Annotated in this window: 21 protein-coding genes; 11 read left to right on the top strand and 10 right to left on the bottom strand. The window is 66.1% G+C overall.

What is annotated here, in order from left to right; all coding sequences use genetic code 11:
- Nucleotides 1-5: 5 nt before the first annotated feature.
- Both N2604_RS08850 and N2604_RS08845 read right to left on the bottom strand, forming a co-directional pair.
- A complete protein-coding gene (locus N2604_RS08850; protein ID WP_260374362.1) occupies nt 6-1199 on the bottom strand; it encodes an efflux RND transporter periplasmic adaptor subunit in 1194 nt (397 codons plus the stop codon).
- A 231-nt stretch (nt 1200-1430) separates the two neighbouring features.
- Nucleotides 1431-2447: a cyclopropane-fatty-acyl-phospholipid synthase family protein gene (locus tag N2604_RS08845; protein WP_260374361.1), complete on the bottom strand. Its 1017-nt coding sequence runs from the start codon at nt 2445-2447 to the stop codon at nt 1431-1433.
- A 164-nt stretch (nt 2448-2611) separates the two neighbouring features.
- On the opposite strand from N2604_RS08845, the gene N2604_RS08840 reads away from it, so the two are divergent.
- From N2604_RS08840 to N2604_RS08830, 3 genes are all read left to right on the top strand, one after another.
- A complete protein-coding gene (locus N2604_RS08840; RefSeq protein WP_260374360.1) occupies nt 2612-3625 on the top strand; it encodes a flagellar motor protein MotA in 1014 nt (337 codons plus the stop codon).
- Between the two features lie 148 nt (nt 3626-3773).
- A complete protein-coding gene (locus N2604_RS08835) occupies nt 3774-4802 on the top strand; it encodes a peptidoglycan -binding protein (protein ID WP_260374359.1) in 1029 nt (342 codons plus the stop codon).
- Nucleotides 4803-4960: 158 nt separating this feature from the next.
- Nucleotides 4961-5401, top strand: a complete 441-nt coding sequence (locus N2604_RS08830) for a GNAT family N-acetyltransferase (RefSeq protein WP_260374358.1) — start codon at nt 4961-4963, stop codon at nt 5399-5401.
- 135 nt (nt 5402-5536) lie between these two features.
- Here the strand turns inward: N2604_RS08830 and N2604_RS08825 are convergent, their stop codons facing one another.
- Nucleotides 5537-7387, bottom strand: coding sequence for an ABC transporter ATP-binding protein/permease (locus tag N2604_RS08825; RefSeq protein WP_260374357.1), 1851 nt, complete (start codon nt 7385-7387; stop codon nt 5537-5539).
- 198 nt (nt 7388-7585) lie between these two features.
- On the opposite strand from N2604_RS08825, the gene rpmE reads away from it, so the two are divergent.
- Nucleotides 7586-7813, top strand: a complete 228-nt coding sequence (gene rpmE, locus N2604_RS08820) for a 50S ribosomal protein L31 (RefSeq protein WP_027573780.1) — start codon at nt 7586-7588, stop codon at nt 7811-7813.
- A 170-nt stretch (nt 7814-7983) separates the two neighbouring features.
- Here the strand turns inward: rpmE and N2604_RS08815 are convergent, their stop codons facing one another.
- The gene (locus N2604_RS08815; RefSeq protein ID WP_260374356.1) at nt 7984-8493 is read right to left on the bottom strand and encodes a DUF1465 family protein; all 510 of its coding nucleotides are present in this window, start codon (nt 8491-8493) and stop codon (nt 7984-7986) included.
- Nucleotides 8494-9096: 603 nt separating this feature from the next.
- Nucleotides 9097-9288, bottom strand: a complete 192-nt coding sequence (locus tag N2604_RS08810; protein ID WP_197960623.1) for a DUF1192 domain-containing protein — start codon at nt 9286-9288, stop codon at nt 9097-9099.
- A 118-nt stretch (nt 9289-9406) separates the two neighbouring features.
- Here N2604_RS08810 and N2604_RS08805 point away from each other — a divergent pair, with 118 nt between their 5' ends.
- Nucleotides 9407-10405, top strand: a complete 999-nt coding sequence (locus tag N2604_RS08805; protein ID WP_260374355.1) for an NAD(P)H-quinone oxidoreductase — start codon at nt 9407-9409, stop codon at nt 10403-10405.
- A gap of 153 nt (nt 10406-10558) precedes the next feature.
- Entirely contained in the window at nt 10559-13435 is a 2877-nt protein-coding gene (locus N2604_RS08800; RefSeq protein ID WP_260374354.1) for a sensor domain-containing phosphodiesterase, read from the top strand.
- Between the two features lie 188 nt (nt 13436-13623).
- On the opposite strand, the gene N2604_RS08795 is transcribed toward N2604_RS08800, so the two are convergent.
- Nucleotides 13624-13887 (bottom strand): hypothetical protein, encoded by a 264-nt coding sequence (locus tag N2604_RS08795; protein ID WP_260374353.1) that lies wholly within the window; start codon nt 13885-13887, stop codon nt 13624-13626.
- 147 nt (nt 13888-14034) lie between these two features.
- Here N2604_RS08795 and N2604_RS08790 point away from each other — a divergent pair, with 147 nt between their 5' ends.
- Entirely contained in the window at nt 14035-15531 is a 1497-nt protein-coding gene (locus tag N2604_RS08790; protein ID WP_260374352.1) for a diguanylate cyclase, read from the top strand.
- 133 nt (nt 15532-15664) lie between these two features.
- On the opposite strand, the gene N2604_RS08785 is transcribed toward N2604_RS08790, so the two are convergent.
- The gene (locus N2604_RS08785; RefSeq protein WP_260374351.1) at nt 15665-16540 is read right to left on the bottom strand and encodes a UTP--glucose-1-phosphate uridylyltransferase; all 876 of its coding nucleotides are present in this window, start codon (nt 16538-16540) and stop codon (nt 15665-15667) included.
- A gap of 207 nt (nt 16541-16747) precedes the next feature.
- On the opposite strand from N2604_RS08785, the gene N2604_RS08780 reads away from it, so the two are divergent.
- Both N2604_RS08780 and N2604_RS08775 read left to right on the top strand, forming a co-directional pair.
- Nucleotides 16748-18130, top strand: a complete 1383-nt coding sequence (locus N2604_RS08780; protein WP_260374350.1) for a lytic murein transglycosylase — start codon at nt 16748-16750, stop codon at nt 18128-18130.
- Between the two features lie 170 nt (nt 18131-18300).
- Nucleotides 18301-20007 (top strand): SGNH family hydrolase, encoded by a 1707-nt coding sequence (locus N2604_RS08775; RefSeq protein WP_260374349.1) that lies wholly within the window; start codon nt 18301-18303, stop codon nt 20005-20007.
- Between the two features lie 160 nt (nt 20008-20167).
- Here the strand turns inward: N2604_RS08775 and N2604_RS08770 are convergent, their stop codons facing one another.
- A complete protein-coding gene (locus N2604_RS08770; protein WP_035998251.1) occupies nt 20168-20542 on the bottom strand; it encodes a CsbD family protein in 375 nt (124 codons plus the stop codon).
- Between the two features lie 79 nt (nt 20543-20621).
- Nucleotides 20622-21359, bottom strand: a complete 738-nt coding sequence (locus N2604_RS08765) for an SDR family NAD(P)-dependent oxidoreductase (protein ID WP_260374348.1) — start codon at nt 21357-21359, stop codon at nt 20622-20624.
- A gap of 100 nt (nt 21360-21459) precedes the next feature.
- On the opposite strand from N2604_RS08765, the gene N2604_RS08760 reads away from it, so the two are divergent.
- On the top strand, nt 21460-22239 hold the full coding sequence (locus tag N2604_RS08760) for an SDR family NAD(P)-dependent oxidoreductase (protein ID WP_260374347.1): 780 nt from the start codon (nt 21460-21462) through the stop codon (nt 22237-22239).
- Nucleotides 22240-22337: 98 nt separating this feature from the next.
- Nucleotides 22338-23225 carry a TauD/TfdA family dioxygenase gene (locus N2604_RS08755; protein WP_197948084.1) on the top strand — a complete coding sequence of 296 codons (888 nt, stop codon included), beginning with the start codon at nt 22338-22340 and terminating at the stop codon, nt 23223-23225.
- 92 nt (nt 23226-23317) lie between these two features.
- On the opposite strand, the gene N2604_RS08750 is transcribed toward N2604_RS08755, so the two are convergent.
- Entirely contained in the window at nt 23318-23962 is a 645-nt protein-coding gene (locus N2604_RS08750; RefSeq protein WP_260374346.1) for a YqgE/AlgH family protein, read from the bottom strand.
- Nucleotides 23963-23973: the final 11 nt, after the last annotated feature.

The raw sequence follows: 23973 nt of genomic DNA, 5'->3' as shown, positions 1-23973 counted from the left end.
GTGCGTTACCGCGTGAGCTTAAGCGCGTGCCGGTTGTCCGCGGTCGCCTCCGCCTCGGACCAGGATTGCGGCTGGACCTTGTCGCCGGCCGCGAACTTCTGGAAGCCTTCGACCACGACCTTGTCGCCGGCCTTCAGGCCCTCGGTGACGAACCAGAGGCCGTCTTGCACCGAGCCGGTGCGCACCGGCTGCACGGCGATGTGGTTGTCGTCCTTGACCACGAACACTTCGCTGCCGCCGCCGCCATTGCGCTGGATCGCCTGCTGCGGCACCGCGATCGCGTCGGAATCGAGCCCCTGGTCGATCCGGACCCGGACGTACATGCCCGGCAGCAGCTCGCGCTTGGGATTGGGGAACTCGCCGCGCAACGTCACCTGCCCGGTGTGAGCGTCGACCTTGGCGTCGGAGAACAGCAGCTTGCCGTCGAGCGAATAGAGAGTGTTGTCGTCGAGCACGAGGCGCACCTTGGCGGCATCGGCCGCGATGCGCTCGAGGTCGCCGGTCTCGAAGGCGCGGCGGAGCTGGTTGAGCTCGGTCACCGACTGGGTGAAGTCGGCATAGATCGGATCGAGCTGCTGGATGGTGGCGAGATTGGTTTCGTTCTGCACGGCGAGCGCGCCCTCGCTGACGAGGGCCGCACCGACCACGCCGTCGATCGGCGCGCGAACGGTGGCATAGTCGAGATTGAGCTTGGCGCGCGCGAGCTCGGCCTTGCGGCCCTCGACCTCGGCATGGGCCTGGCGTTCGGCCGCGATCGCCTTCTCGTTCTCGGCTTCGGGGGCGGCGCGATCCCGGGTCAGGGTGGCGATACGATGCGCCTGCTGCTTGGCCTGCATCAAAGCCGCTTCGGACTTGGCCAGCGCGGCCTCATTGGCCATCACCTCGACCTCGAACGGACGCGGATCGATGCGATAGAGCGGATCGCCGGCCTTCACCTCGCTGCCCTGGCGGAACAGGCGCTCGACCACGATGCCGGATACGCGCGGCCGCACGTCGGAGACCCGCGTCGGCGCGATCCGGCCCGGCAGCTCGCGCACCACGGCGCGTGCCTGCGGCTTGACGACGACGATGCTGACGTCAGGGGCGGGCGGCTGGGCGGCGGACACCGCGGAGCTGGATTCCTCGCAAGCACCCAGCAGCGGCGCAAGGGCCGCGAGCATCATTGCAACGCATGCCGATCGCGCGCGAAGCCCGGACATGAAGTGGGGTGCCCCGATGTTGTTGATACTGATCGTGCTCGCGCGTGGCCCGTTCTGGACCTTTTACACGCGGCTGATGCCGCCAAAATAGAATGCATCTGCTGCGATGCAACGCATGACGCGGGCGGCTCATTGTCACACAGCTTATGCTGTTGAGATCAGAAGGCTTTTGCGGTGTCACTTGATTGTGAGTCCCGCTCCATCGCCGCGTGCTGCGACGGAACATCGCAATTACTCGGCGGCCTTCATCCGGTAGTGGCTGACGCCCCATTCAGTTCCATCGGCGTAACCGAACAGGCCCGAGGTTGCGAGCAGGAACCAGCGCCAGCGACGCATCCAGAGAGCGGTCTCCTCGCCATAGACCCTGCGCAAGGAGGCCTCGATGGCCTCGCGATGTGCATCGAAATTGGCGAGCCAGTCGTTGGCGGTGCGCCGGTAATGCGTCCCGCTCCAGCACCATTCCTTCTCGATCGCGAAGACATCGTCGAACTGCCTGACGAGGTGATGGCTCGGCATCAGCCCGCCCGTGTAGACGAGCTGCGCGATCCAGTCGTCGCGATCGGCGGGGTCAAGCAGATGCGAGCCGGAGCGGTGGGTGACGACGTGCATGAAGAACCGCCCCTCCGGCGCGAGCCATGACCGCGCGCGCGTCATCAGCTTGCGCCAGTTGCTCATCTGCTCGAACATCTCGACCGAGACGATGCGGTCGAACTGGCCCTCGGGCGCGAACACGTTCATGTCGGCCGTGACCACGCGCAGATTGAGCAATCCGCGCAGCCGCGCCTCCTCCTCGACGTAGGCGCGCTGCGCCTGCGAGGTCGCGACCGCCGTCACCTTGGCGTGCGGAAACTGCCGCGCCATCCACAGGGACAGCGAGCCCCAGCAGCCGAGCTCCAGGATGGCCTGGCCGTCGGCCAGGCCGGCATGCTCGACGGTCTGGCGCAGCGCCTCCTCCTCCGCCTCCTGCAAGGTGGTCGCGTCGGTCTTGTAGAAGCAGCAGGAGAATTTACGGTTGGGACCGAGCAAATCGGCGAAGAAGGCGGCAGGCACCTGGTCATGCCCGGCACCTGCGCCCTCGGCGATCGGCCGCAGCATCATCCGGCCGGCAAAGGCCGCATCGTCGCTGGCGCTCAGCCCGGACAGGCGCGTCGCCATGCGGGAGCACAGGCGCTGGATCGCGGCGCGGATCACCACGTCCGGCAGGGGCACACGCTCGGCATTCCCGATGATCGCGGAAACGACGCTCATGCGCCCCCGAATGGCGAACTTCTGCAGAGACCTGCTTATCAAAGCGCCGCTTCCGGTCCGGGTTCCCCCAGCTGTCCCCGAAATCGGCGCATCCGGCGCTTTTTTTGGGCCGGCGCTGTGCCATAGTGCGCGCCGCAAGCACTTACGTAACGGATGATACCGGCATGCGGTCTGGCACTTCCCGATCCACCATGGACATCGAGTACACGAAACTGTCCTCGCCCAGCGTCTTCCTGGTGCGGATGCTGGTCTTTCTGGTCCTCTGCACGCTGGTGGGCGTGGTGCTCTACAAGCAGATCATCCAGGCCTTCTTCGCCAATCCCGGGCTCAACGCCCTGATCGGGGCGGTGCTGTTCATCGGCATCATCCTGGCGTTCCGCCAGGTCATCCGGCTCTATCCCGAGGTCTCCTGGGTCAACAATTTCCGCGTCGCCGATCCCGGCCTGGCGCCGGCCCGCCACCCAAAGCTGCTGGCGCCGATGGCGGCGATCCTGGGCGGGGAGCGCTCGGGGCGGATGACCATCACCCAGACCACGATGCGGCACCTGCTCGATTCGATCGCCACCCGCCTCGACGAGGCCCGCGACATCTCCCGCTACATGACCGGCCTGTTGGTGTTCCTCGGCCTGCTCGGCACCTTCTGGGGCCTGATCGAGACGGTGGGCTCGGTCGGCAAGGTGATCGATGGGCTCAAGGTCGGGAGCGATTCCGGGGCGCTGTTCGACACGCTGAAGGAAGGCCTCGCCGCCCCGCTCGGCGGCATGGGCATCTCCTTCTCCAGCTCGCTGTTCGGCCTCGCCGGCTCGCTGATCCTCGGCTTCCTCGATCTGCAATCGAGCCAGGCGCAGAACCGCTTCTACACCGACCTCGAAGACTGGCTCGCCACCACCGTGCGCGAATACGGCAATGGCGAGGTGCCTGCCGCTTCCGGCGGCGGCGTCGCCGGCGGCGAACTCCAGGCCGCCGTCGAGCGGCTGCGCTCCGTGCTCGAGGACGGCAGCGCCGGCCGCGGCACCACGGCGGCGATGGCGAGCCTTGCCGAAGCAATCCAGGCGCTGGTCTCGCACATGCGCACCGAGCAGCAGATGATCCGCGAATGGGCCGACGGCCAGGGCGAGCAGAACCGCGAGATCCGCCGCCTGCTGGAGCGGATCGCGCGCCAGCCCGAGAAGAGTTGAGACGGTATTGTGCCCCGGACGCGACGCAGCATGAAATGATGCGTCGCTGAGCCGGGGCCCAGCGTCAGGGACAATATGGGTCCCGGCTCAGCGGCGCATCGCCAAGGCGCTGCACCGCGTCCGGGACACGAGAGTGGAGACGGATGACATGGCTCTTGCCCGCGCCCGCCGCAGCGAAGGCGGTCTCAACTACTGGCCCGGCTTCGTCGACGCGCTATCGACGCTGGTGCTGTCGATCGTGTTCCTGCTGACGGTGTTCCTGGTGGTGCAGTTCTTCCTGTCGCAGGAGGTCACCGGCAAGGACAAGGCGCTGGAGCAGCTCAACGCCAAGATCGCCCAGCTCAACGAGCTGTTGTCACTGGAGAAGCTCGGCAAGCTCTCGCTCGACGACCAGGTCTCGCAATTGAAGGCGGGTCTCGCCTCGGCCGAATCCGAGCGCGACCGCATCAAGGGTCTCTATGACGGCCTCGCCGCCGCCGGCAGCGATGCGCAAGGCAAGACCGCCGAGCTCGGCAAGGCGCTGGATTCCGAGAAGGCGGTCTCGGCGCGGGCGCTGGCGCAGATCGAGGTGCTGAACCAGCAGATCAGCGCGCTGCGCCGGCAATTGGCGGCGCTGGAAGAGGCGCTCGATGCCTCCGAGAAGCGCGACAAGGAATCGCAGAACCGTATCGCCGACCTGGGCTCCCGCCTGAACGTCGCCCTGGCGCAGCGCGTGCAGGAATTGTCGCGCTACCGCTCGGAATTCTTCGGCCGGCTGCGCGCCATCCTCGGCAACCGCCCCGACATCCGCATCGTCGGCGACCGCTTCGTGTTCCAGTCCGAAGTGTTCTTCGACACCGGCCAGGCGGTTCTGCTGCCCGAGGGCCGCGCCGAGCTCGACACCTTGACGACCGCGCTGATCGAGCTCGACAAGAAGATCCCGAGCGACATTCCCTGGGTGCTGCGCGTCGACGGCCATACCGACGTGCGCCCCGTCAACGGTCCGAACTTCAAGTCGAACTGGGATTTGTCCGCGGCGCGCTCGATCTCGGTGGTGCAATATCTGGTCTCGCTCGGCGTGCCCGCCCAGCGCCTCGTCGCCGCCGGCTTCGGCGAATTCCAGCCGCTCGATACCGGCAACACGGAAGAGGCCTACAAGCGCAACCGCCGCATCGAGCTGAAGCTGACGGAGCGGTAGTGTGAGCGTCGCGCGCTGCTCACCACGCCGTCATGGCCGGGCCTGTCCCGGCCATCCACGATCTTCGGTCCGCGTCAATACAAGGGCGTGGATGCCCGGACATAGGCGAGCGGAAGCGACGCCGTCCTTCGGAGGCTATGCCCGGGCATGACGACCTCATGATCCACCTCCGCCCCTACGCGGCCTCCGACGAGGCCGCCGCGATCGACCTCTGGCATCGCACCTGGCAGCGGGCCTATCCGCAGATCGACTTCGCCGCGCGGCTGGACTGGTGGCGCGAGCGCTGGCGCAAGGATCTGGTGCCGAAGGCCCAAATCGTGGTGGCGGAACAGGACGGCGAGCTGATCGGTTTTGTCACCATCGACGGCGAAGGCTATCTCGACCAGCTCGTCGTCGATCCCGCGCATTGGGGCTCAGACGCAGCAAGGCTGCTGGTGAATGAAACCAAGCGGCTGTCACCCTCGGGCGTGACGCTGCTCGTCAACAAGGACAATGCCCGGGCCATCCGCTTCTACGAGCGCAACGGCTTTGCCCATGCCGGCGACGACGTGAACCCGACCTCGGGGCGGCCGGTGTTGAAGATGGTGTGGAAGGCGTAGGTCACGACTCCCGTGCCCCGGACGCAGCGCAGCGCTCCTTCAGCGGTGCGCTGCAGAGCCGGGGCCCAGAGTTGCTGGGTCCCGGCTCTGCGGCGCGGCACTGCGCGCCGCACCGCGTCCGGGACACGAGCGCTCTCACGCGCCCTCGAACTGCAGCCGCGCCAGCCGTGCATAGAGCCCGTTCGCCGCCACGAGCTCGGCATGCGTGCCCTGCTCGACGATCCGGCCCTGGTCCATCACCAGGATGCGGTCGCAGGAGAGCACGGTGGCGAGGCGATGGGCGATCACCAGCGTGGTGCGGTGGCGCATCAACTCTTCCAGCGCGGTCTGCACCAGCGTTTCGCTTTCGGCGTCGAGCGCGGAGGTGGCTTCGTCCAGCAGCAACAGCGGCGCATCGCGCAGGATGGCACGTGCGATCGCGATGCGCTGGCGCTGGCCGCCGGAGAGCGTCACGCCGCGCTCGCCGAGCGCCGTCTCGAAACCTTCGGGCAGGCGGCGGATGAATTCGGCGGCATGGGCGAGCTCGGCGGCGCGCTCGACCTCGGCATCGGTCGCATCGGGCCGGCCGAAGCGAATGTTCTCGCGCGCGCTCGCGGCGAACACCACCGATTCCTGCGGCACCAGTGCGATGCGGGCGCGGAAATCCCCGGGGTCGGCGGACTTGACCGGCACGCCGTCGAGCGAGATCGTCCCGCTGCGCGGATCGTAGAAGCGCAGCAGCAGATGAAAGATGGTGCTCTTGCCGGCGCCGGAGGGACCGACGATCGCGACCTTCTCGCCGGGGCGCACGGTGAACGACACGGCGTCGAGCACCTTGACGTCGGAGCGAGCCGGATAGGCGAAGCTGACCCGGTCGAACCCGACCTCGCCGCGCGCCGGCACCGGCAGCGCAAGCGGCGCCGCAGGCGCGGCGATCTCGGGCTGGACGTGGAGGATCTCGAACAGGCGCTCGGCTGCGCCCGATGCCGCCGAGACCTCGCCCCAGACCTCGCTGAGCTGGCCGAGGCCGGCTGCGGCGAACACCGCATACAGCACGAACTGACCGAGCCGGCCCGGCGTAATCGCGCCGGTGAGCACGTCATGCGAGCCGATCCAGAGGATGGCGACCACGCTGGCGAACACGATGAAGATGATGATCGCCGTCAGCACGGCGCGGGCCTGGGTCGAGGTGCGCGCGGCTTCATAGGCCTGCTCGACCTCGCCGCCGAAACGCCTCTCGGCAAATTGCTCGCTGGTATAGGCCTGCACGGTGCGGATCGCGCCGACCAATTCGCCCGCATAGGCGGAGGCATCGGCGAGCGTGTCCTGCGCATTGCGCGACAGCCGTCGCACCCAGCGCCCGAACGCCACCAGCGGCAGCACGATCAGGGGAATGGCGAGCAGCACGAAGCCCGAAAGCTTCGGGCTCGTGATCACCATCATCGCGGTCGCGCCGAGAAACATCATCAGGTTGCGCAGCGCGATCGAGACGGAGGCGCCGACGGCCGATTTCAGCTGGGTGGTGTCGGCGGTGAGGCGCGAGATCAATTCGCCGCTGCGCGCGGAATCGAAGAAGGCTGGCGAGAGCGAGAGCAGATGGGCGAAGACGTCGCGCCGGAGATCGGCGACGATGCGTTCGCCGATGGTCATCACGAGGTAGTAGCGCGCCGCGCTCGCGATCGCGAGCACGGCAACGACCGCGAGCATGACCGAGAAGTAGCTGTTGATCAGCTCGATGCCCTCGGGCGTCAGGCCGAAATCGATCATCCTGCGCACCGCGACCGGCACCAGCAGCGTGGTCAGCGCGGCGATCGTGAGCGCGACGAAGGCCAGCCCCGCCCGGCCGCTGTAGCGGCTGACATAGGGCGCGAGCGCCAGCAGCGGCCGCAGCTTGGCGCGGCCCTTGGCCGGCGCTTCGATCAGCTCGGCCTCGATCGAGGGGGTGTCCGCGGCGTTCATTCCGGGCTGATCGACATATTGGCCATCAAGCCGTTCCACTGCGCTCATGAGATCCGACCCATTGCATTCGTTTGCTCCCAATAGGCCGGTGCAAGAGTAGTGGCAAATCCGGGAAGTCCCTTAGGGGCAAACCCCGGTTCACCGCGGCAGCATGGCTTGTTTTGCGGGGTTTCGTGAGGTATAGAGCCGCCCAAATCCGTCATTCGCGAGCCACCCAAGAAGGCGCCGGAGCGCCGAGGAATTGCCATGAAAGCCGAAATTCACCCGAATTATCATACGATTAAGGTCGTCATGACCGACGGAACCGAGTACCTGACCCGCTCCACCTGGGGCAAGGAAGGCGACACGCTGAACCTCGACATCGATCCGAAGTCGCACCCGGCCTGGACCGGCGGCTCCGCCCAGATCATGGACCGCGGCGGCCGCGTCTCGCGCTTCCAGAAGAAGTTTTCGGGCTTTCTCAAGAAGGATTGAGCCGGCCGCAAGGCTGGACACGAAAACGCCCCCGGGAGACCGGGGGCGTTTTTGCTTCCATCGTCATTCCGGGGCGGCTCGCAGAGCCGAACCCGGAATGACGAGATTCTCAGGTGCGCAAGAGCGCACCATAGTTCGCGCTTCGCGCGCCCCGCAATGACAGCAGAGGCTTACCGCTCGAACGCGGCCTTCAGCGCGTTGAGGTGCGGCACCAGCGGGTTGCCGATCGCAGCCTGCTCGGCCGGCGGGGTGTGGATCGTGCTGTCGAGGCGGCGGACGCGGGTCTGCAGGCTCATCGAGCGATGGATCAGGTCCTGAAGCTGCGCGGGCAGCTTCTCGATGGTGTCGGCCGGGCCGGGATCGGCGGCGGTGAGCTTGACCTTGGTCTTCTCGCGGTTGGCCTGGCTCAGCGTCATCTCGCCTTCCTTCACCGCGCGGTGCAGCAGCAGCCAGGAGGCGAGCTGCATCAGGCGCGTGGTGAGGCGCATGCTCTCGGTCGCGTAGGTGAGGCTGACGGCGCGGTCGAGCGCCTTGGCCTCGACGCGGCCGGCGCCGTCGAGATAGGCGGCGGTCTCCTCGACGAGGTCCATGCCCTCACGGAACAAATTGCCGAACGCCGCAGAATTGGTGAATCGCTCGCTGAGCTGAACGAGAGCGCCTTCGGCCTGCAAACGTTCCATGGTTAACGCCTCTTACGCAACTGTTTGACTGCCCGGCTTTGGCGCCGGCTTATGATGAACAAATCATTGCGCGGGCGAGACGCGGAGTCCAGTGACAAGCGCGGATATGGTTTCCGCGGGTCAATCCTCGCGAATGCAACCGGGATGAGAGGCCCGAACCGCAAAAAAAGAGCCGCCGGAGACCGGCGGCTTTGAAAGTTGATAACAGGGAGGCGTCAAACAGAGTGGACAGGAGCCACTCGGTGTCCAAACGAGGACAGTTCCGGTCATAAACCCGAAAGCTTAATCTGAAGTAAACGAGCTAATTTTTTGGGGTTTCGTTAGCCATGTCGGCCAGTGGCCGAATCTGGTGCGGAACAATTTCGCAGTCGCCGCACCGGCCCGACCAGCGCCAGACATATTGCGCAGCTGACGCAACACACTCCGCTGTCGTCCCGGACAAGCGTAAGCGCCGATCCTGGGTCCATAGCCACAGGCGGATGTGGTGACGGGACTCGGAGTTGCCGGCGTCGCGCGACAATGTCACCCTGTGGGTGTGGGTCCCCGGATCGGCGCGCGCTTTTGGCGCGCTTGTCCGGGACGACAGCGATCGTGTGGCGACCACTACGACTTGAAAATACTGTTCGCCGCATCGCGCGAGGCGCGTTTCCTGGTGGCGGCTTCTTCCAGTCTTGCGATCTCGGTCTTGAGCAGCGCGACGCGCTCGGTCAGTTCCTCCACTGACAAGAGTGAGAGGTCCTGTCCAATCTCATGGCTGATCTTCTTGCGCGGGCGGTCGTCGTCTTCGATCGGCATCGTCGTTCCTCCTCTCGTCCGCGGACCGGACCACACGGCCTAAGGCGGTTGCCAGCCTGCACCGCGCTGGCTAAGCAAGGGCCTCGTTTCCTCCCGCACCTTTGCTCAAGGACACATCATGGACAAGCTGCCCGCGCAAATGACCGTGGTCGCCATCTCCAAGCCCGGTGGGCCGGAAGTGCTGGTGCCGGAGCAACGCAGCGTTCCGCAGCCCGGTCCCGACGAGATCCTGGTCAAGGTGATGGCTGCCGGCGTCAACCGGCCCGACGTGGCGCAGCGCTCCGGCGCCTATCCGCCGCCGCCCGGCGCCAGCGACCTGCCCGGCCTGGAGATCGCCGGCGAAGTCGTCGCGGTCGGTAGCAATGCCAAGCGGCACAAGGTCGGCGACAAGGTGATGTCGCTGGTCGCCGGCGGCGGCTATGCGCAATATTGCATCGCCCAGGACGCCCAAGCGATGAGCGTGCCGCCGGCGCTGTCGATCAAGGAAGCCGGCGCGCTGCCGGAAACCCTGATGACGGTTTGGCACAACGTGTTCGAGCGCGGCGGCCTCAAGGCCGGCGAGACGCTGCTGATCCATGGCGGCTCCTCCGGCATCGGCACCATGGCCATTCAGCTCGCCAAAGCCTTTGGTGCAAAAGTGTTCGTCACCGTGGGATCGCAGGACAAGATCGATGCCTGCCTCAAGCTGGGGGCCGACCGCGCCATCAACTACAAGAACGAAGACTTCGTCGCCGTGGTCAAGGCGGAGACCAACAACGTTGGCGTCAACCTGATCCTCGACATGGTCGCCGGCGACTATGTCGATCGCAACTATGATGCCGCCGCAGTCGACGGCCGCATCGTCCAGATCGCGACCCTCAACGGCCCCAAGGTCAGCGTCAACATCGCCAAGGTCATGGTCAAGCGCCTGACCCATACCGGCTCGACCTTGCGCCCCCGTAGTAATGCGGACAAGGCGGCGATGGTGGCCGCGATCGAGCAGAAAGTGATGCCGCTTTTGCGCGAAGGCCGCATCAAGCCGGTGATGGACAGCACTTTCCCGCTGGAAAAGGCGGCCGACGCCCACCGGCGCATGGAAACGAGCGCACATATTGGCAAAATTGTGTTGGAGGCCTAGGCCACCGGCCCACAGGGCAAGCCGGAAACCCTTTGATTTTCCTCGCTTTCGTGGCATCTATCGCGACGCACCGAACCACATCGGTCCGGTCTGAAATCGCCTTCTAGTTTTGCCTTGCACTGACGAGTTTGCGTCGAACGCGGAGAACTGACCTTGCGTCTGATCAGGTGCCTCGCGCCCATCGCGCTGGGCCTCATGATTCTCGTCGCCGCGTATCCCGCGCGCGCGCTCGACGCCGTCAGCGTCCGTAGCGACGCGCCCGCGATCGACCTCACCAGCGTGCTCGAGCATCAGCGCAGCGATGCCGATCGCATCCAGGTCTCCACCGCGCCCGGCACCGACGGCATCGTTCGCCGCATCGAGGTGCGCGCCCGCGAGGGCGGGCAGAACTGGGTGGTGTTCGCGCTCGCCAACAACACCGACGACCAGCTCGACCGCCTGATCGTCGCCCCGCATTACCGCATCGTCTCCTCGGGATTGCTGTGGCCCGACCTCGGCCTGTCGCGCATCGCGACCATCACGCCCTCGATCGGCGACCGGCCGGAACGGCAGGAAAGCGCCACCGCCGACGTGTTCCGCATCACGCTCGATCCCGGCGCCGTCGTCACCTTCGTCGCGGAGCTGCGCACCGACAAGCTGCCGCAGCTCTATCTGTGGGAGCCGGAAGCCTACAAGGACAAGGTCAACTCGTTCACGCTGTACCAGGGCATCGTGATCGGCATCTCGGGTCTGCTGGCGCTGGTGCTGACGATCCTGTTCGTGGTGAAGGGCAGCATCATGTTCCCGGCGGCGGCTGCGCTGGCCTGGGCGGTGCTGGTCTATATCGGCGTCGATTTCGGCTTCTGGGGCAAGGTGCTCGACATGTCGAACAACGCCGAGCGCATCTGGCGCGCGGCGGGTGAAGCGATCCTGGCGGCGACGCTGCTGGTTTTTCTGTTCGCCTATCTCAACCTCAGCCGCTGGCACGTGCGCTATTCGCACATCACGGTCGGCTGGCTCGCCTTCCTCGGCTCGCTGGTGGCGCTGGCGCTGTTCGATCCGGCGGTGGCCTCCGGCATCGCGCGCATCTCGCTGGTGCTGATCGCCTTCGCCGGGTTCGCGCTGATCGTCTATCTCTCCACCCACGGCTTCGACCGCGCCGTGCTCTTGATCCCGACCTGGTTCCTCCTCGTGGTCTGGGTGGTCGCGGCCGGCATGACGGTGGCGGGCTCCGTCACCAACGACATCGTCGGCCCAGCGCTGCTCGGCGGCCTCGTGCTGATCGTGATGCTGATCGGCTTCACGGTGATGCAGCACGCCTTTGCCGGCGGCGGTGCCAGCACGGGCGTCGTCTCCGACATCGAGCGGCGCGCTTTGGCGCTGGCCGGCTCCGGCGACCTGATCTGGGACTGGGACGTCTCGGCCGACAAGGTGTTCACCAGCCCCGAGACCGAAGCCCTGCTGGGACTGAAGCGCGGCACGCTGGAAGGCCCGGCGGCATCCTGGCTCGAGGTGCTGCATCCGCTCGACCAGGACCGTTTCCGCGCCGCGCTCGACAGCGTGCTCGACCAGCGCCGCGGCCGCCTGGTGCAGGATTTCCGCCTGCGCACCCCGGACGGCCACTTCATGTGGTTCGCGCTCAAGGCGCGCCCGGTGGTCGGCTCGGACGGCGAGGTCTCGCGCGTGGTCGGCACGCTCACCGACGTCACCGAGCTGCGTAACGCCGAGGAGCGCCTGCTGCACGATTCCGTGCATGACAATCTCACCGGCCTGCCCAACCGCAAGCTGTTCATGGACCGGCTGGGTGCGGTCGCGCATTTCGCCAAGACCATGCCGACGCTGCGGCCGACGCTGATGGTGATCGACCTCGACCGCTTCAAGCAGGTCAACGATTCCGTCGGGATTGCGGTCGGCGATTCCATCCTGCTCACTTTGGCGCGCCGTCTCACCCGCATCCTGAAGCCGCAGGACACGCTGGCCCGGATGGCCGGCGACCAGTTCGGCCTGATCCTGCTCTCGGAGCAGGACCCGGCGCGCATCACCGCTTTCGCCGAAACGATCCGCAAGACCATCCGCGCCCCGATCGCCTTCAACGACCGCGAGATCTTCCTCACCGCGTCGATCGGCCTCGCGCTGTCCGATCCGCAGACCCAGCTCACCGACGAGATCATCAAGGACGCCGAGCTGGCGATGTATCATTCCAAGCGCATCGGCGGCGACCGCATCGACGTCTACAAGCCGGCGATGCGAGCGCGGAAGACCGATCGCCTGACGCTGGAGAGCGAATTGCGCCGCGCCATCGAGCGCCAGGAGATCACGATCCTGTACCAGCCGATCGTGCGGCTGGAGGATCGCTCCGTCACCGGCTTCGAGGCGCTGGCGCGCTGGGATCATCCGAAGCTCGGACGCATGGCGCCCTCGGAGTTCATCAGCATTGCGGAAGAGACCGGCCTGATCGTCGACCTCGGCATGTTCGTGCTCGACCAGACCGCGAAGCAGCTTTCGGTGTGGCAGCGCGCGATGCGCTCGCGCGAGCCGATCTTCGCAAGCGTCAATGTCTCGTCACGGCAGCTGCTGCGCCACGATTTGATCCACGACATCCGCACCGTGCTGTCGCGCTCCTCGGTGGCGCGCGGCACGCTCAAGCTCGAGCTGACGGAATCGCTGGTGATGGAGAATCCGGAGCACGCAGCCCAGATGCTGACCCGGATCCGCGAGCTCGGCACCGGGCTGTCGCTCGACGATTTCGGCACCGGCCATTCCTCGCTGGCCTATCTGCAGCGCTTCCCGTTCGACACCATCAAGATCGACCAGTCCTTCGTGCGCACCACCAGCCGGGGCACTCGCCCCGTGATCCTGAAATCGATCATCGCGCTCGCCCACGATCTCGGCATGGACGTCGTCGCCGAAGGCGCCGAAACGGATTCGGACGCCGTCGAGCTCTACCAGATGGGCTGCGAATACGCGCAAGGCTTTGCCTTCGGCGAGCCGATGGACGCGGACGCGGCGATGCGCCTGCTCACGGAAGTGCGGCTGGAAGCTGCGAGCTGATTGCTCTCTTACCCTCCCCTGGAGGGGGAGGGTCGATCGCGCGCAGCGCGAGCGGGGTGGGGTGATCTCTCCATTCGGGCACTGTTGGATGCGGAGAGTCCGTCACCCCACCCCGTCTCACATTTCGCTGCGCTCAACATGAGCCGACCCTCCCCCTCCAGGGGAGGGTAAGAGCGGTGCGACACGCCCTATCGCCGCCGCTCACCCTTCTGCTTCCTGAACCTTACGCTCTGACCGTCCGGCATGCGCGTTGCCACGAAGCCGGCGGCGAGGCAGGCTTCGCGTTGCGGCATCTGGATGTCGGGGCTGCGCAGGCTGTCCCACCATGAGGCACGCTGGGCCGCGCGCGGCAGCGCCGCGCCGATGATCTCCTCGATCTGCTCGAAGCTCAGCACGAGCTCCTCGTGCTTCTGCCGCAGCAGATAATCGCGCAACGCGTCGTAGTCGTTCACACTCGTCCTCTCGTGCGGGGCCGAAGATCAGGTCTGCTCAAAACCGTCAGCCGCATAAACCGATTCTTAACTCATCGCAGCAGCGCCGTCGCGGCTTAAACACTACGCAAGCTTTCGGGCGCATCCACTATAACCAGGAGGGAACAAATGTTCTCTGGATGGCGCGACGTGGCGGCCCGCCGGCCGTGGCGGATTTCGACGAAGCTGCTGATCATCTCGTCCGTGGTGACGGTGATCGGCTTTTCCGCGATTTGCGTCAACGTCATGCTCGACATGCGCCGCGGCGAGGAGGCGCTCGCCCGCCAGACGCTGGAGAATCTCGCGACCACGATCGAGTCCGACGTCAGCCGCAACGTCGAAATCTACGATTTGTCGCTGAAGGCGGTCGCCAGCAACATGCTGCTGCCCGAGCTGGCGACGGTCTCCAAGCCGATCCGTCACCTGATCCTGTTCGACCATGCGACCACCGCCAGGCATTTCGGCGCCATCCAGGTGTTCGACGCCGAGGGCCGGCTGACCATCGATGCCTCCACGCTCGATCCGCTGCCGGAGGACCGCAGCGACGAGGACTATTTCAGGGTTCACCGGGACAATCCCGACGGGCAGATGTTCATCAGCCGCCCCATGCTGTTTCGCGGCGCCTACTCGATCGTGCTGAGCCGCCGCATCAGCGACGCGCACGGCGGCTTCATGGGCGTCGTCGCCGGCTCGATCCGGTTCAGCTATTTCCACGAATTGTTCGATCGGCTCAACCTCGACCCCGACGACACCATCACCGTGCTCAAGCGCGACCGCACCATCATCATGCGGCGGCCATTCGATCTCGACGTCATCGGCACGAACCTGAACGATCGCCGCACCTGGAAGGCCGACAATCTCAGGGTCGGCGCCTCCTATTCGGGGCAGGGCCCGGTCGATTCGACGCCGCGACTCTACGTCCGCAGCAAGAACAGCGGACCGCTGTTCGTGGTCGCCGGCAAACCTTTGGCCGCGGTGTTCGCGCTCTGGCAGAAGGAGGCGCTCCGTATCGGCGCCGTGGTGCTGGCGCTCGCCCTGTTCGTGCTGGGATCGACGCTCGTGCTCGCGCGCGAGATCGGCCGGCGCGCCGAGGCCGAGCGCAAGCTCGAGGAGATGGCGACGACGGACGCGCTCACCGGCCTGAAGAACCGCCGCAAGTTCGATTCCGTCATCGACACCGAATGGCGGCGCGCCATGCGCCAGAAGGCGCCGATCGCGCTGCTCATGATCGATGCCGATCATTTCAAGGCCTACAACGACACGTTCGGCCATCAGGCCGGCGACCAGGTGCTGGTCGGCATCGCCATCTGCATTTCCGATTCGGTGAGCCGCGCCGGCGATTGCGCGGCGCGCTATGGCGGCGAGGAATTCGCGGTGCTGCTGCCGAGCACCTCGGCCGCCGATGCCTTCAAGGTGGCGGAGACGATCCGCCTCAAGGTGCAGGGCTGGTCCGACGAGCAGGCGATGTCGACGGTGTCCTGCGGCATCGCCAGCCTCGTTCCCGCCGCCGGCATGGACTGGCCGATGCTGGTTGCCGCCGCCGACAAGGCGCTCTATGCCGCCAAGGCCGGCGGACGCAACCAGTCGGTGGTGGCGAGCCTGCCGCAGCTGTCGCTGGTGGCGTGATTTACACTGTCGTTCCGGGGCGATGCGAAGCATCGAACCCGGAACCTCGAGATCCCCCGATGCGCAATTGCGCATCTGAGGTCTGGTCCTGCGGACCATCCCGGGATGACATCGAAGGCGTCCGCCTTCGATGTCACTGCCCCAGATACTTCTTCATCTCCGCGATCAGGCCGTCGCGCAGTTCCGGGCGCTTCAAGCCGTAGGCGATGTTGGCGCGCAGGAAGCCGGGCTTGGAGCCGCAATCATGGCGCTCGCCCTCGAACTCGACGCCGTAGAATTTCTGCGTCTTGGCAAGCCCGATCATGGCGTCGGTGAGCTGGATCTCGCCGCCGGCGCCGCGCTCCTGGGTCTCCAGGATCTTGAAGATCTCCGGCTGCAGGATGTAACGGCCGGTGATCGAGAGGTTGGAGGGCGCGGTGCCCTTGGCCGGCTTCTCGACCATGCCGTCGACCTCGAACATCTTGCCGTTGCGCTTGCCGACGCCGCAGATGCCATATTGGTGGGTCAGGTGATCGGGCACCGCCTCGACCGCGATCAGATTGGATTTCTCGCCGAGCGAGGACGCCATCTCGATCATCTGCTTCAGGCAGCCCGGCGTGTTGAGCACGAGCTCGTCCGGCAGCACCACGGCGAACGGCTCATTGCCGACGATGTCGCGCGCGCACCAGACCGCGTGGCCGAGGCCGAGCGGCGCCTGCTGCCGGGTGAAGCTGACCGCGCCGGCTTCGGGCTGGTTCTGCGCCAGGATGTCCTGCTCGGCCTTCTTGCCGCGCGCGGCCAGCGTCGAGTCGAGCTCGAACATCCGGTCGAAATGATCCTCGATGACAGACTTGTTGCGGCCGGTGACGAAGACGAAGTGCTCGATGCCGGCTTCCTTCGCCTCGTCATAGACGTACTGGATCAGGGGCTTGTCGACGATGGTCAGCATTTCCTTCGGCATCGCCTTGGTGGCAGGCAGAACGCGGGTGCCGAGACCGGCGACGGGGAATACGGCTTTGCGAATCTTCATGGGATCGATCGAATACCTTGGGGCACATGGGACGGGAGCAATGGCATTCTTGCTAGCCTGTTTGCAGCCGCCAACAAAGGCGGATCTGGGGCCTCACCCCGACAGAGTTAAGAAAAAGGCCGCCACCAAAATTTCACCTTTGTTAAGCTATTGGCAACGCTAACCAGGCCTCCTGTGGCAAGTTTTCAGGCCGACGGGTGGGATATGATGCAATCAATGGCAGGACTGGCGAGACGGGCTGGCGGAGCAGTCGTTGCGGCTGCTTTGCTGCTGCCGGCGGGCGCGCACGCTCAGGCGCAGAACGGCCTGTCCAACCTGTTCGGCGGCATCTTCTCCGGATCGAACCCGGCACCAGTGCAACCCTCGCCTGGCCCGAGCGGCGCGCCGGCGGGAGCATTGCCCTGGAGCGGCGAGGACGGCGCCTCCGGCCATCCCTTGATGACGGCTGCCGCGATCCGCGAGGCTGCCGGCAACTTCAACAATTGCGTCGCTGCGATGTGGCCCGATGCCGCACGGCGCGGCGTCACGCAGGAGAACTTTCAGCGCTTCACCGCCGGACTCTCGCCCGACCTGCGCATCATGGACCTCATGGATTCGCAGCCGGAGTTCACCAAGTCGATCTGGGACTATCTCGACATCCTGGTGAACGACAACCGCCTCGCCAAGGGCCGCGAGATCCTCGCCAAGTACAAGGCGCAGTTCGACGCCACCGAAAAGGCCACCGGCGTCGACCGCTACATCATCGCCTCGATCTGGGGCATCGAGTCCAATTACTCGACGCAGATGGGCGACCGCAGCGTGCTGCAATCGACCGCGACGCTCGCCTGCATCGGCCGCCGCCAGGCCTATTTCAAGGACGAGTTCCTCTCCGCGCTGGAGATCCTCAACCGCGGCGATCTGCGTCCGGAGCAGCTGCGCGGCTCCTGGGCCGGCGCGTTCGGCCCGACCCAGTTCATGCCGACCGCGTTCAAGCGCTTCGCGGTGGACGGCGATGGCGACGGCCGGCGCGACGTCGTCGACAATCCGACCGACCTGATTGCGTCGACCGCCAACAATCTGAAGAAGGACGGCTGGCAGACCGGCCAGACCTGGGGCTACGAGGTCGTGGTGCCGCAAGGCTTCAACTACATGCTGGCCGACCGCGCCAAGGCGATGCCGATCGCGCAATGGGAGAAGCTCGGGCTCAAGCGTCCGAACAACCAGCCCTTCCCGCACCCGGCGGAGAAAGCCTATCTGCTGGCACCGGCCGGCGCGCAGGGACCGGGCTTTTTGATGCTGCAGAATTACCGCGTCATCATGAAGTACAATCCGGCCGAAGCCTATGCGCTGGCGATCGGCCATTTCGCCGACCGCCTGCGCGGGGGACAGCCTTTCGTGCAGCCCTGGCCGCGCCAGGAGCGCGAATTGTCGCGCACCGAGCGGCTGGAGCTGCAGCAGCTGCTGGCCCAGCGCGGCTTCTACAAGGGCACGCCGGACGGCCAGTTCGGCGGCCAGACCAGGGAAGCCTTGCGCAACTTCCAGGCCTCAATCGGGGTCCCCGCGGACGGTTTTGCCTCGTCCGACGTGCTGGACCGGCTGCGGGGGCAGTAAAATCGCCTCTGAAGTAACCTTGAAGGCGGATTTTGGCTGATAGCCTTGACCGGGACTGGTGTTCCCCGGTCTATGGACAAGAATCTGCGATGGAATTTGCCCGTTTGGCGCCTGATTCCGTTATTATATCGAGCTAGCTCCGATCCCCTATTGCGCGTGCCCGAGATCGCATGTCGAAGAAGTCCCTGTTCAAGGCGCTGACCGAGACCGGCCCGTTGATCGCGCTGGGGACGGCGCTTGCGATCCTGGTATCGGTGGCGGCACCGGCTTCGGCGCAGTTCTTCAACTTCCCCGGCTTCGGCGGCCCGCCGCAGCGTTCGGCCCCACCCCCGCCACCACGGGGCGGCGGAGGTGGCGGCTGGTTCGGCGGCGACTTCTTCACACCATTCCAGCAGCAGCCGCCGCAGGCGCCGCGACAGGATTTTTCGCGCGCGCCGGCACCCGCCAAGCGCGACACCATTCCTGAGAAGAACGTGCTGGTGATCGGCGATGCCATGGCCGACTGGCTCGCCTATGGCTTGGAAGACGCATACGCAGAGCAGCCCGACATGGGCGTGATCCGCAAGCACAAGACCACGTCCGGCCTGATCAAGTACCAGCCGAAGGGCGAGCCCGCGGATTGGGCCGCAGCGGCCAAGGGCATTCTGGAGACCGAGAAGCCCGACGTGATCGTCGTCATGCTCGGCCTCAACGACCGCGTCGCGATCCGCGAGCCGGCCGCCGACAAACCCGACAAGGCGGCCGCGGAGAAGGACAAGAAGAACGACAAGGGTGCGCGCGCCAAGCAACCGGCGAAGCCCGGCGATGCCAAGCCCGACACCGCCGCCAAGCCGGATGACAAGCCTGCCGATGCCGACCTGCCGCAGGACGACGCCGACAACGCCGACACGCCGGCGGCCGCGCCGGAAAAGACCGCGCGCAACCCGAACGGCCTCTACGAATTCCGCGACGAGCGCTGGGTCGAGCTCTACGGCAAGAAGATCGAGGAGCTCGCGGGCGTGCTCAAGGCCAAGGGCGTGCCGGTGCTCTGGGTCGGCCTGCCCGCAGTTCGTGGACCGAAGGGCACCGCGGACACGCTGTTCCTGGATTCGCTCTACCGTGAGGGCGCGGCCAAAGCCGGCATCACCTATGTCGACGTGTGGGACGGCTTCGTCGACGAAGCCGGCCGCTTCCTGCAGAAGGGCCCGGACTTCGAAGGCCAGATCCGCCAGCTCCGCAGCTCCGACGGCGTCTATTTCACCAAGGCCGGCGCGCGCAAGCTCGCGCATTATGTCGAGCGCGAGATCACGCGCCTGCTTGCAGGACGCTCCGGCCCGATCGCGCTGCCGAGCGAGCCTGCGACGCCCGACACCAGCGCCGAGCCGGGCAAGCCCGCGCCGCGACCGCTGGCCGGGCCGATCGTGCCGCTGGTTGCAGCCTCGATCTCGACCGATCAATTGCTGGGCGGACCAGGCACGCGTCCCGCCGCGGTCGATGCACTCGCCGCCAAGACCATGGTGAAGGGGGAGCCGCTGGCAGCCCCGGCCGGCCGTGCCGACGATTATGCCTGGCCGCGCCGGGAAGTCGGCCGCGAGCAGGCCAAGGGCGATACGCCGATGGCGGCAACGACGCCGGACGGCGGGGCGGCTCAGGGCGCACCGGGCGCGGCCGCCGCGATCGCGCCGCCAAAGCTCGCGCCGAAGAAGCCGCAGCTCCCGCCACAACAGCCGGCCCAGGCAACGCCGTCATTCAGGGATTTCTTCGGCTTCGGCTCGCCGCAGCCCCCGCCGGCCCCACGCCAGTTGGCGCCGGGGCCCGGACCGCGCAATCCGAATCCGCCCCCCGCGATCCCGCGGCCGCCGGCCAATGTCGGGCGGTCGGCGGAAGTGTTCCGGTAACAAGTTGAGGTTTCGTGTCCCGGACGCGGCGCAGCACCTCTTGGTGATGCGACGCAGAGCCGGGACCCAGCATCTAGTTCAAAAAGATGGGCCCCGGCTTAGCAACGCGGCGTTACGCGCCGCATTGCGTCCGGGGCACGAGAGCAATGCGCAGATAGAATCAGCCGTAATAGCGCCAGCGTGACGGCGGACGACGGGCGGGACGCGACATCAGAAGCGCCAGCGCGAAGCCGATGCCGCCGGCAACCAGCAGCGCGCCGAGCGGGTTGTCCTGCACCTTCTGCGCGATGGCCTTCGAGCCGTCGCGGAAAGTCTCGCCACTATTCTCATAGGCATCCTTGGCATAGCCCGCGGCAGTGTCCGTGGCGTCGCGCACGGCATCCTTGGCCTGACCGTAGAGATTCTGCACCGTGCCCGCGGCTTCCCGCGCCTTGCCCGATGCCTGCGTCTTGGCATCGCCTGCCATGTCTCCGATCGCGCCTTCCGCGCGTCCGGCATATTCCTTTGCCGATCCAACAATCCGATCCGTGTCCATGATGATCCTCCTCGGTGGTCAGCCGAAGTAACCGATCAGACGCAGCGCGGTTCCTTGGCGCTGCCTACAGAATCTTGGCCTACAGAATGAGGCCGCCATCGACGACGAGCGTCTGGCCGATGATGTAGGACGACAGCGGCGAGGCCAGGAACAGCGCCGCACCCGCCATGTCGGCCGGCGTGCCCAATCGCCGCAGCGGGATGCGCGCGAGCGCGCTTTCCAGCCGCTTCGGATTGTCAGTCGTCACCTTTGTCATCTTGGTGTCGACGAGCCCTGGCGCGATGCCGTTGACGCGGATGCCGTCCTCGGCCCAGGCCTCGCCCAGCGTCCGCGTCAATCCGACCGCACCGGTCTTCGAGGCGTTGTAGGCCGGATTGCCCATGGTGGAATGATAGGCCGCCGTCGAGGACACGATGATCAGCGCGCCATTCGCGTCCCGCAACATGGAATGAAAGCGCATCGCGCAGGCCATCAGGCTCATCAGGTTGACCTCGACGACCTTGCGGAAACCCGCCATCTCGAATTCGCCGCGGCGGTAGATCACAGCGCCCTGCGCGAGCACCAGGATGTCGAGACGATCGAACGACGGCTTGAATGCTTCGATCGCGCCGGGGTTTCCGACATCGAGCTGCGCGTAAGCAAGACCTTCGAGATCGGAGCCTTCGTCGGCTGAATATTCCGCTGCGTGAGCACGCGTGCCGCAAACCGCAACTGTTGCGCCCTTGGCGCGAAAGGCCTGCGCGATGCCGTTGCCGATGCCGCTGGAACCGCCGACCACCAGCACCTGCTTGCCTGAGAAATCGAGCTCGTTTGCCATTCTCGGCCTCCCCTGTTGTTGTCTGCTTGTTTGACCTGTCTGCGGATCGATGCCAGCCTTGTCAATCATAACAAGAACCAGCTCGGCGCGAGGAAACAGCATGTCCGACTTCAGGGAGCTCAGCCGGTCCGTGAAGGGCCTCACCGTGCTCGTCACCGGCGCGGCCAGCGGCATGGGGCGCGCCACCGCGCGCGTGTTCGGAAACGAAGGTGCGAACGTCGCCGTCACGGATTTCGACGAGCAGGGCGCGCATGTCGTCGCCAGCGAGATTGCGGCGGGCGGTGGTGCGGCAAGAGCGTGGAAACTCGACGTCGCCGACGGCGGCGAGATCAAGCGTGTGGTCGGCGACATCGCCGCGCATTTCGGCGCCCTCGACATCGTCGTCAACAATGCCGGCATCTCGTTGCGTGTCGCGATCGACGATGAGGCCTACGAGGACGCCTGGGCAAAGGGCATCGCCGTGATGCTGACGGCGCATCCGCGCATCATCCGCGCCGCGCTGCCCCACTTGCGCAAGTCGAGGAGCCCGCGCATCGTCAATATCGCCTCGACCGAGGCGCTCGGCGCCACCGCCTTGCACAGCCCGTATTCGGCCGCGAAGGGTGGCGTTGTGAGCCTCACCCGCTCGCTGGCGGTGGAGCTCGGGCGCGAGGGCATCACCGTCAACTGCATCTGCCCCGGACCGATCCGCACGGGAATCACCGACCGCATCCCGGAGGAGCACAAGACCATCTACGCCAAGCGCCGCACCGCACTCGGCCGTTACGCCGACCCTGAGGAGGTCGCGCATATGACGCTGAGCCTGTGCCTGCCCGCGGCGTCCTTCCTCACCGGCGCGGTGATCCCGGTCGACGGCGGGCTGATGGCGCGGAACGCGTGAGAGCTATGCGCGCGGCGCGTTGACATCGCCGGATGCGGGAGTCATTTTTTTTCCACAAACAGAGCGGGGAAACCGCTCGTCGATGCGGGAGGAACGCCATGACCATCGCCATCCGGCAGCTTCAGAAACATTTCGTCGGCGAGGTATCAGGCCTCGACTTGCGCAAGCCGCTCACGCCGGATCAGGCGCGCGAGATCGAGGCCGCCATGGACAAGTACGCCGTGCTGGTCTTCCACGATCAGGACATCACCGACGAGCAGCAGATGGCGTTCGCGCTGAATTTCGGCCAGCGCGAGGACGCGCGCGGCGGCAACATCACCAAGGCGGATGAATACCGCCTCACCTCGGGCCTGAACGACGTCTCCAACCTCGGCAAGGACGGCAAGCCGCTGCCGAAGGACAGCCGCGCCAATTTGTTCAACCTCGGCAATTGCCTGTGGCACTCCGACAGCTCGTTCCGCCCTATTCCCGCAAAGTTCTCGCTGCTGTCGGCGCGCGTCGTCAACCCGAAAGGCGGTAACACCGAATTCGCCGACATGCGAGCGGCCTATGACGCGCTCGACGACGAGACCAAGGCGGAGATCGAGGACCTCGTCTGCGAGCATTCGCTGATGTATTCGCGGGGATCGCTCGGCTTCACCGAATACACCGACGAAGAGAAGGAGATGTTCAAGCCGGTGCTGCAACGGCTGGTGCGCACGCACCCCGTGCATCGCCGCAAGTCGCTGTATCTGTCATCGCATGCCGGCAAGGTCGTCGGCATGAGCGTGCCCGAGGGGCGGCTATTGCTGCGCGATCTGAACGAGCACGCCACACAGCCTGAGTTTGTCTACGTGCACAAATGGAAGCTGCATGACCTCGTGATGTGGGACAACCGCCAGACCATGCACCGCGTCCGCCGCTACGACCAGTCCCAGCCCCGCGACATGCGCCGGGCAACGGTGGCGGGCACCGAGCCGACGGTGCAGCAGCAGGCGGCGGAGTAGCGGGGCACAGCGCCTCAGCAACCGGTGTCATCGCCCGGCTTGACCCGGCGACGACAGAGGTAGGGTGGGACGAACACAGCGGAACACTAACGCTACGCGTGCCCGGCCTCGTTCGAGAGCATGCCGGGATCGATGCCGATTTTCTGCAAGGCGCGGTTATATTTGTCGTCGACGTCGTCGCCGAAAATCAGATCCGCATCCGCGTCGCAATGCAGCCAGCCGTTGCTCTGGATCTCGGTCTCGAGCTGGCCGGGCGCCCAGCCGGCATAGCCGAGCGCGAGGATGGCGTGCTTGGGACCGGAGCCGTTCGCGATCGCCCGCAGGATGTCGACCGTCGCGGTCAGGCAGACGCCCTCATCGATCCGCAGGGTCGCATTCTCGATGTAGAAGTCGCTGGAATGCAGCACGAAGCCGCGCCCCGTGTCGACCGGACCGCCCCGCAGCACCTTCATGCTTTCGGCGTTCTCCGGCAGCTTGATGTGCTCGCCCTTCTTGATGATGCCGAGCTGCTGCAAGAGCTCGGGGAAATCGATGCTGCCGGCGGGATGGTTCACGATGATGCCCATCGCTCCCTCCGCCGAATGGGCGCAAAGATAGATCACCGAGCGCTCGAAGCGGGAATCGCCCATCACGGGCATTGCGATCAGGAGCCGGCCGTCGAGATAGCCGCCCGAACTGGGCAGCGCGGCGCCCGAGCTGCGGGGGCTTTCGCCCGTCCTCTTGCCTGTGGCAGCCATCGCTCAAGCAC

It is taken from the genome of Bradyrhizobium sp. CB1015 (assembly GCF_025200925.1).
Lineage (GTDB): Bacteria > Pseudomonadota > Alphaproteobacteria > Rhizobiales > Xanthobacteraceae > Bradyrhizobium.
The sequence above is the reverse complement of the archived record's forward strand: the minus strand, read 5'-3'. Positions and strand labels throughout refer to the sequence as shown.

Bases quoted from the DNA above. Each gene is read 5' to 3' on its own strand.
- N2604_RS08845 (WP_260374361.1), bottom strand. From the start codon at position 2,447: ATGAGCGTCGTTTCCGCGATCATCGGGAATGCCGAGCGTGTGCCCCTG.
- N2604_RS08780 (WP_260374350.1), top strand. From the start codon at position 16,748: ATGCAATCAATGGCAGGACTGGCGAGACGGGCTGGCGGAGCAGTCGTT.
- N2604_RS08840 (WP_260374360.1), top strand. From the start codon at position 2,612: ATGCGGTCTGGCACTTCCCGATCCACCATGGACATCGAGTACACGAAA.
- N2604_RS08760 (WP_260374347.1), top strand. From the start codon at position 21,460: ATGTCCGACTTCAGGGAGCTCAGCCGGTCCGTGAAGGGCCTCACCGTG.
- N2604_RS08790 (WP_260374352.1), top strand. From the start codon at position 14,035: ATGTTCTCTGGATGGCGCGACGTGGCGGCCCGCCGGCCGTGGCGGATT.
- rpmE (WP_027573780.1), top strand. From the start codon at position 7,586: ATGAAAGCCGAAATTCACCCGAATTATCATACGATTAAGGTCGTCATG.
- N2604_RS08805 (WP_260374355.1), top strand. From the start codon at position 9,407: ATGGACAAGCTGCCCGCGCAAATGACCGTGGTCGCCATCTCCAAGCCC.
- N2604_RS08765 (WP_260374348.1), bottom strand. From the start codon at position 21,359: ATGGCAAACGAGCTCGATTTCTCAGGCAAGCAGGTGCTGGTGGTCGGC.
- N2604_RS08830 (WP_260374358.1), top strand. From the start codon at position 4,961: ATGATCCACCTCCGCCCCTACGCGGCCTCCGACGAGGCCGCCGCGATC.
- N2604_RS08770 (WP_035998251.1), bottom strand. From the start codon at position 20,542: ATGGACACGGATCGGATTGTTGGATCGGCAAAGGAATATGCCGGACGC.
- N2604_RS08825 (WP_260374357.1), bottom strand. From the start codon at position 7,387: ATGAGCGCAGTGGAACGGCTTGATGGCCAATATGTCGATCAGCCCGGA.
- N2604_RS08775 (WP_260374349.1), top strand. From the start codon at position 18,301: ATGTCGAAGAAGTCCCTGTTCAAGGCGCTGACCGAGACCGGCCCGTTG.
- N2604_RS08835 (WP_260374359.1), top strand. From the start codon at position 3,774: ATGGCTCTTGCCCGCGCCCGCCGCAGCGAAGGCGGTCTCAACTACTGG.
- N2604_RS08755 (WP_197948084.1), top strand. From the start codon at position 22,338: ATGACCATCGCCATCCGGCAGCTTCAGAAACATTTCGTCGGCGAGGTA.
- N2604_RS08750 (WP_260374346.1), bottom strand. From the start codon at position 23,962: ATGGCTGCCACAGGCAAGAGGACGGGCGAAAGCCCCCGCAGCTCGGGC.
- N2604_RS08810 (WP_197960623.1), bottom strand. From the start codon at position 9,288: ATGCCGATCGAAGACGACGACCGCCCGCGCAAGAAGATCAGCCATGAG.
- N2604_RS08850 (WP_260374362.1), bottom strand. From the start codon at position 1,199: ATGTCCGGGCTTCGCGCGCGATCGGCATGCGTTGCAATGATGCTCGCG.
- N2604_RS08785 (WP_260374351.1), bottom strand. From the start codon at position 16,540: ATGAAGATTCGCAAAGCCGTATTCCCCGTCGCCGGTCTCGGCACCCGC.
- N2604_RS08815 (WP_260374356.1), bottom strand. From the start codon at position 8,493: ATGGAACGTTTGCAGGCCGAAGGCGCTCTCGTTCAGCTCAGCGAGCGA.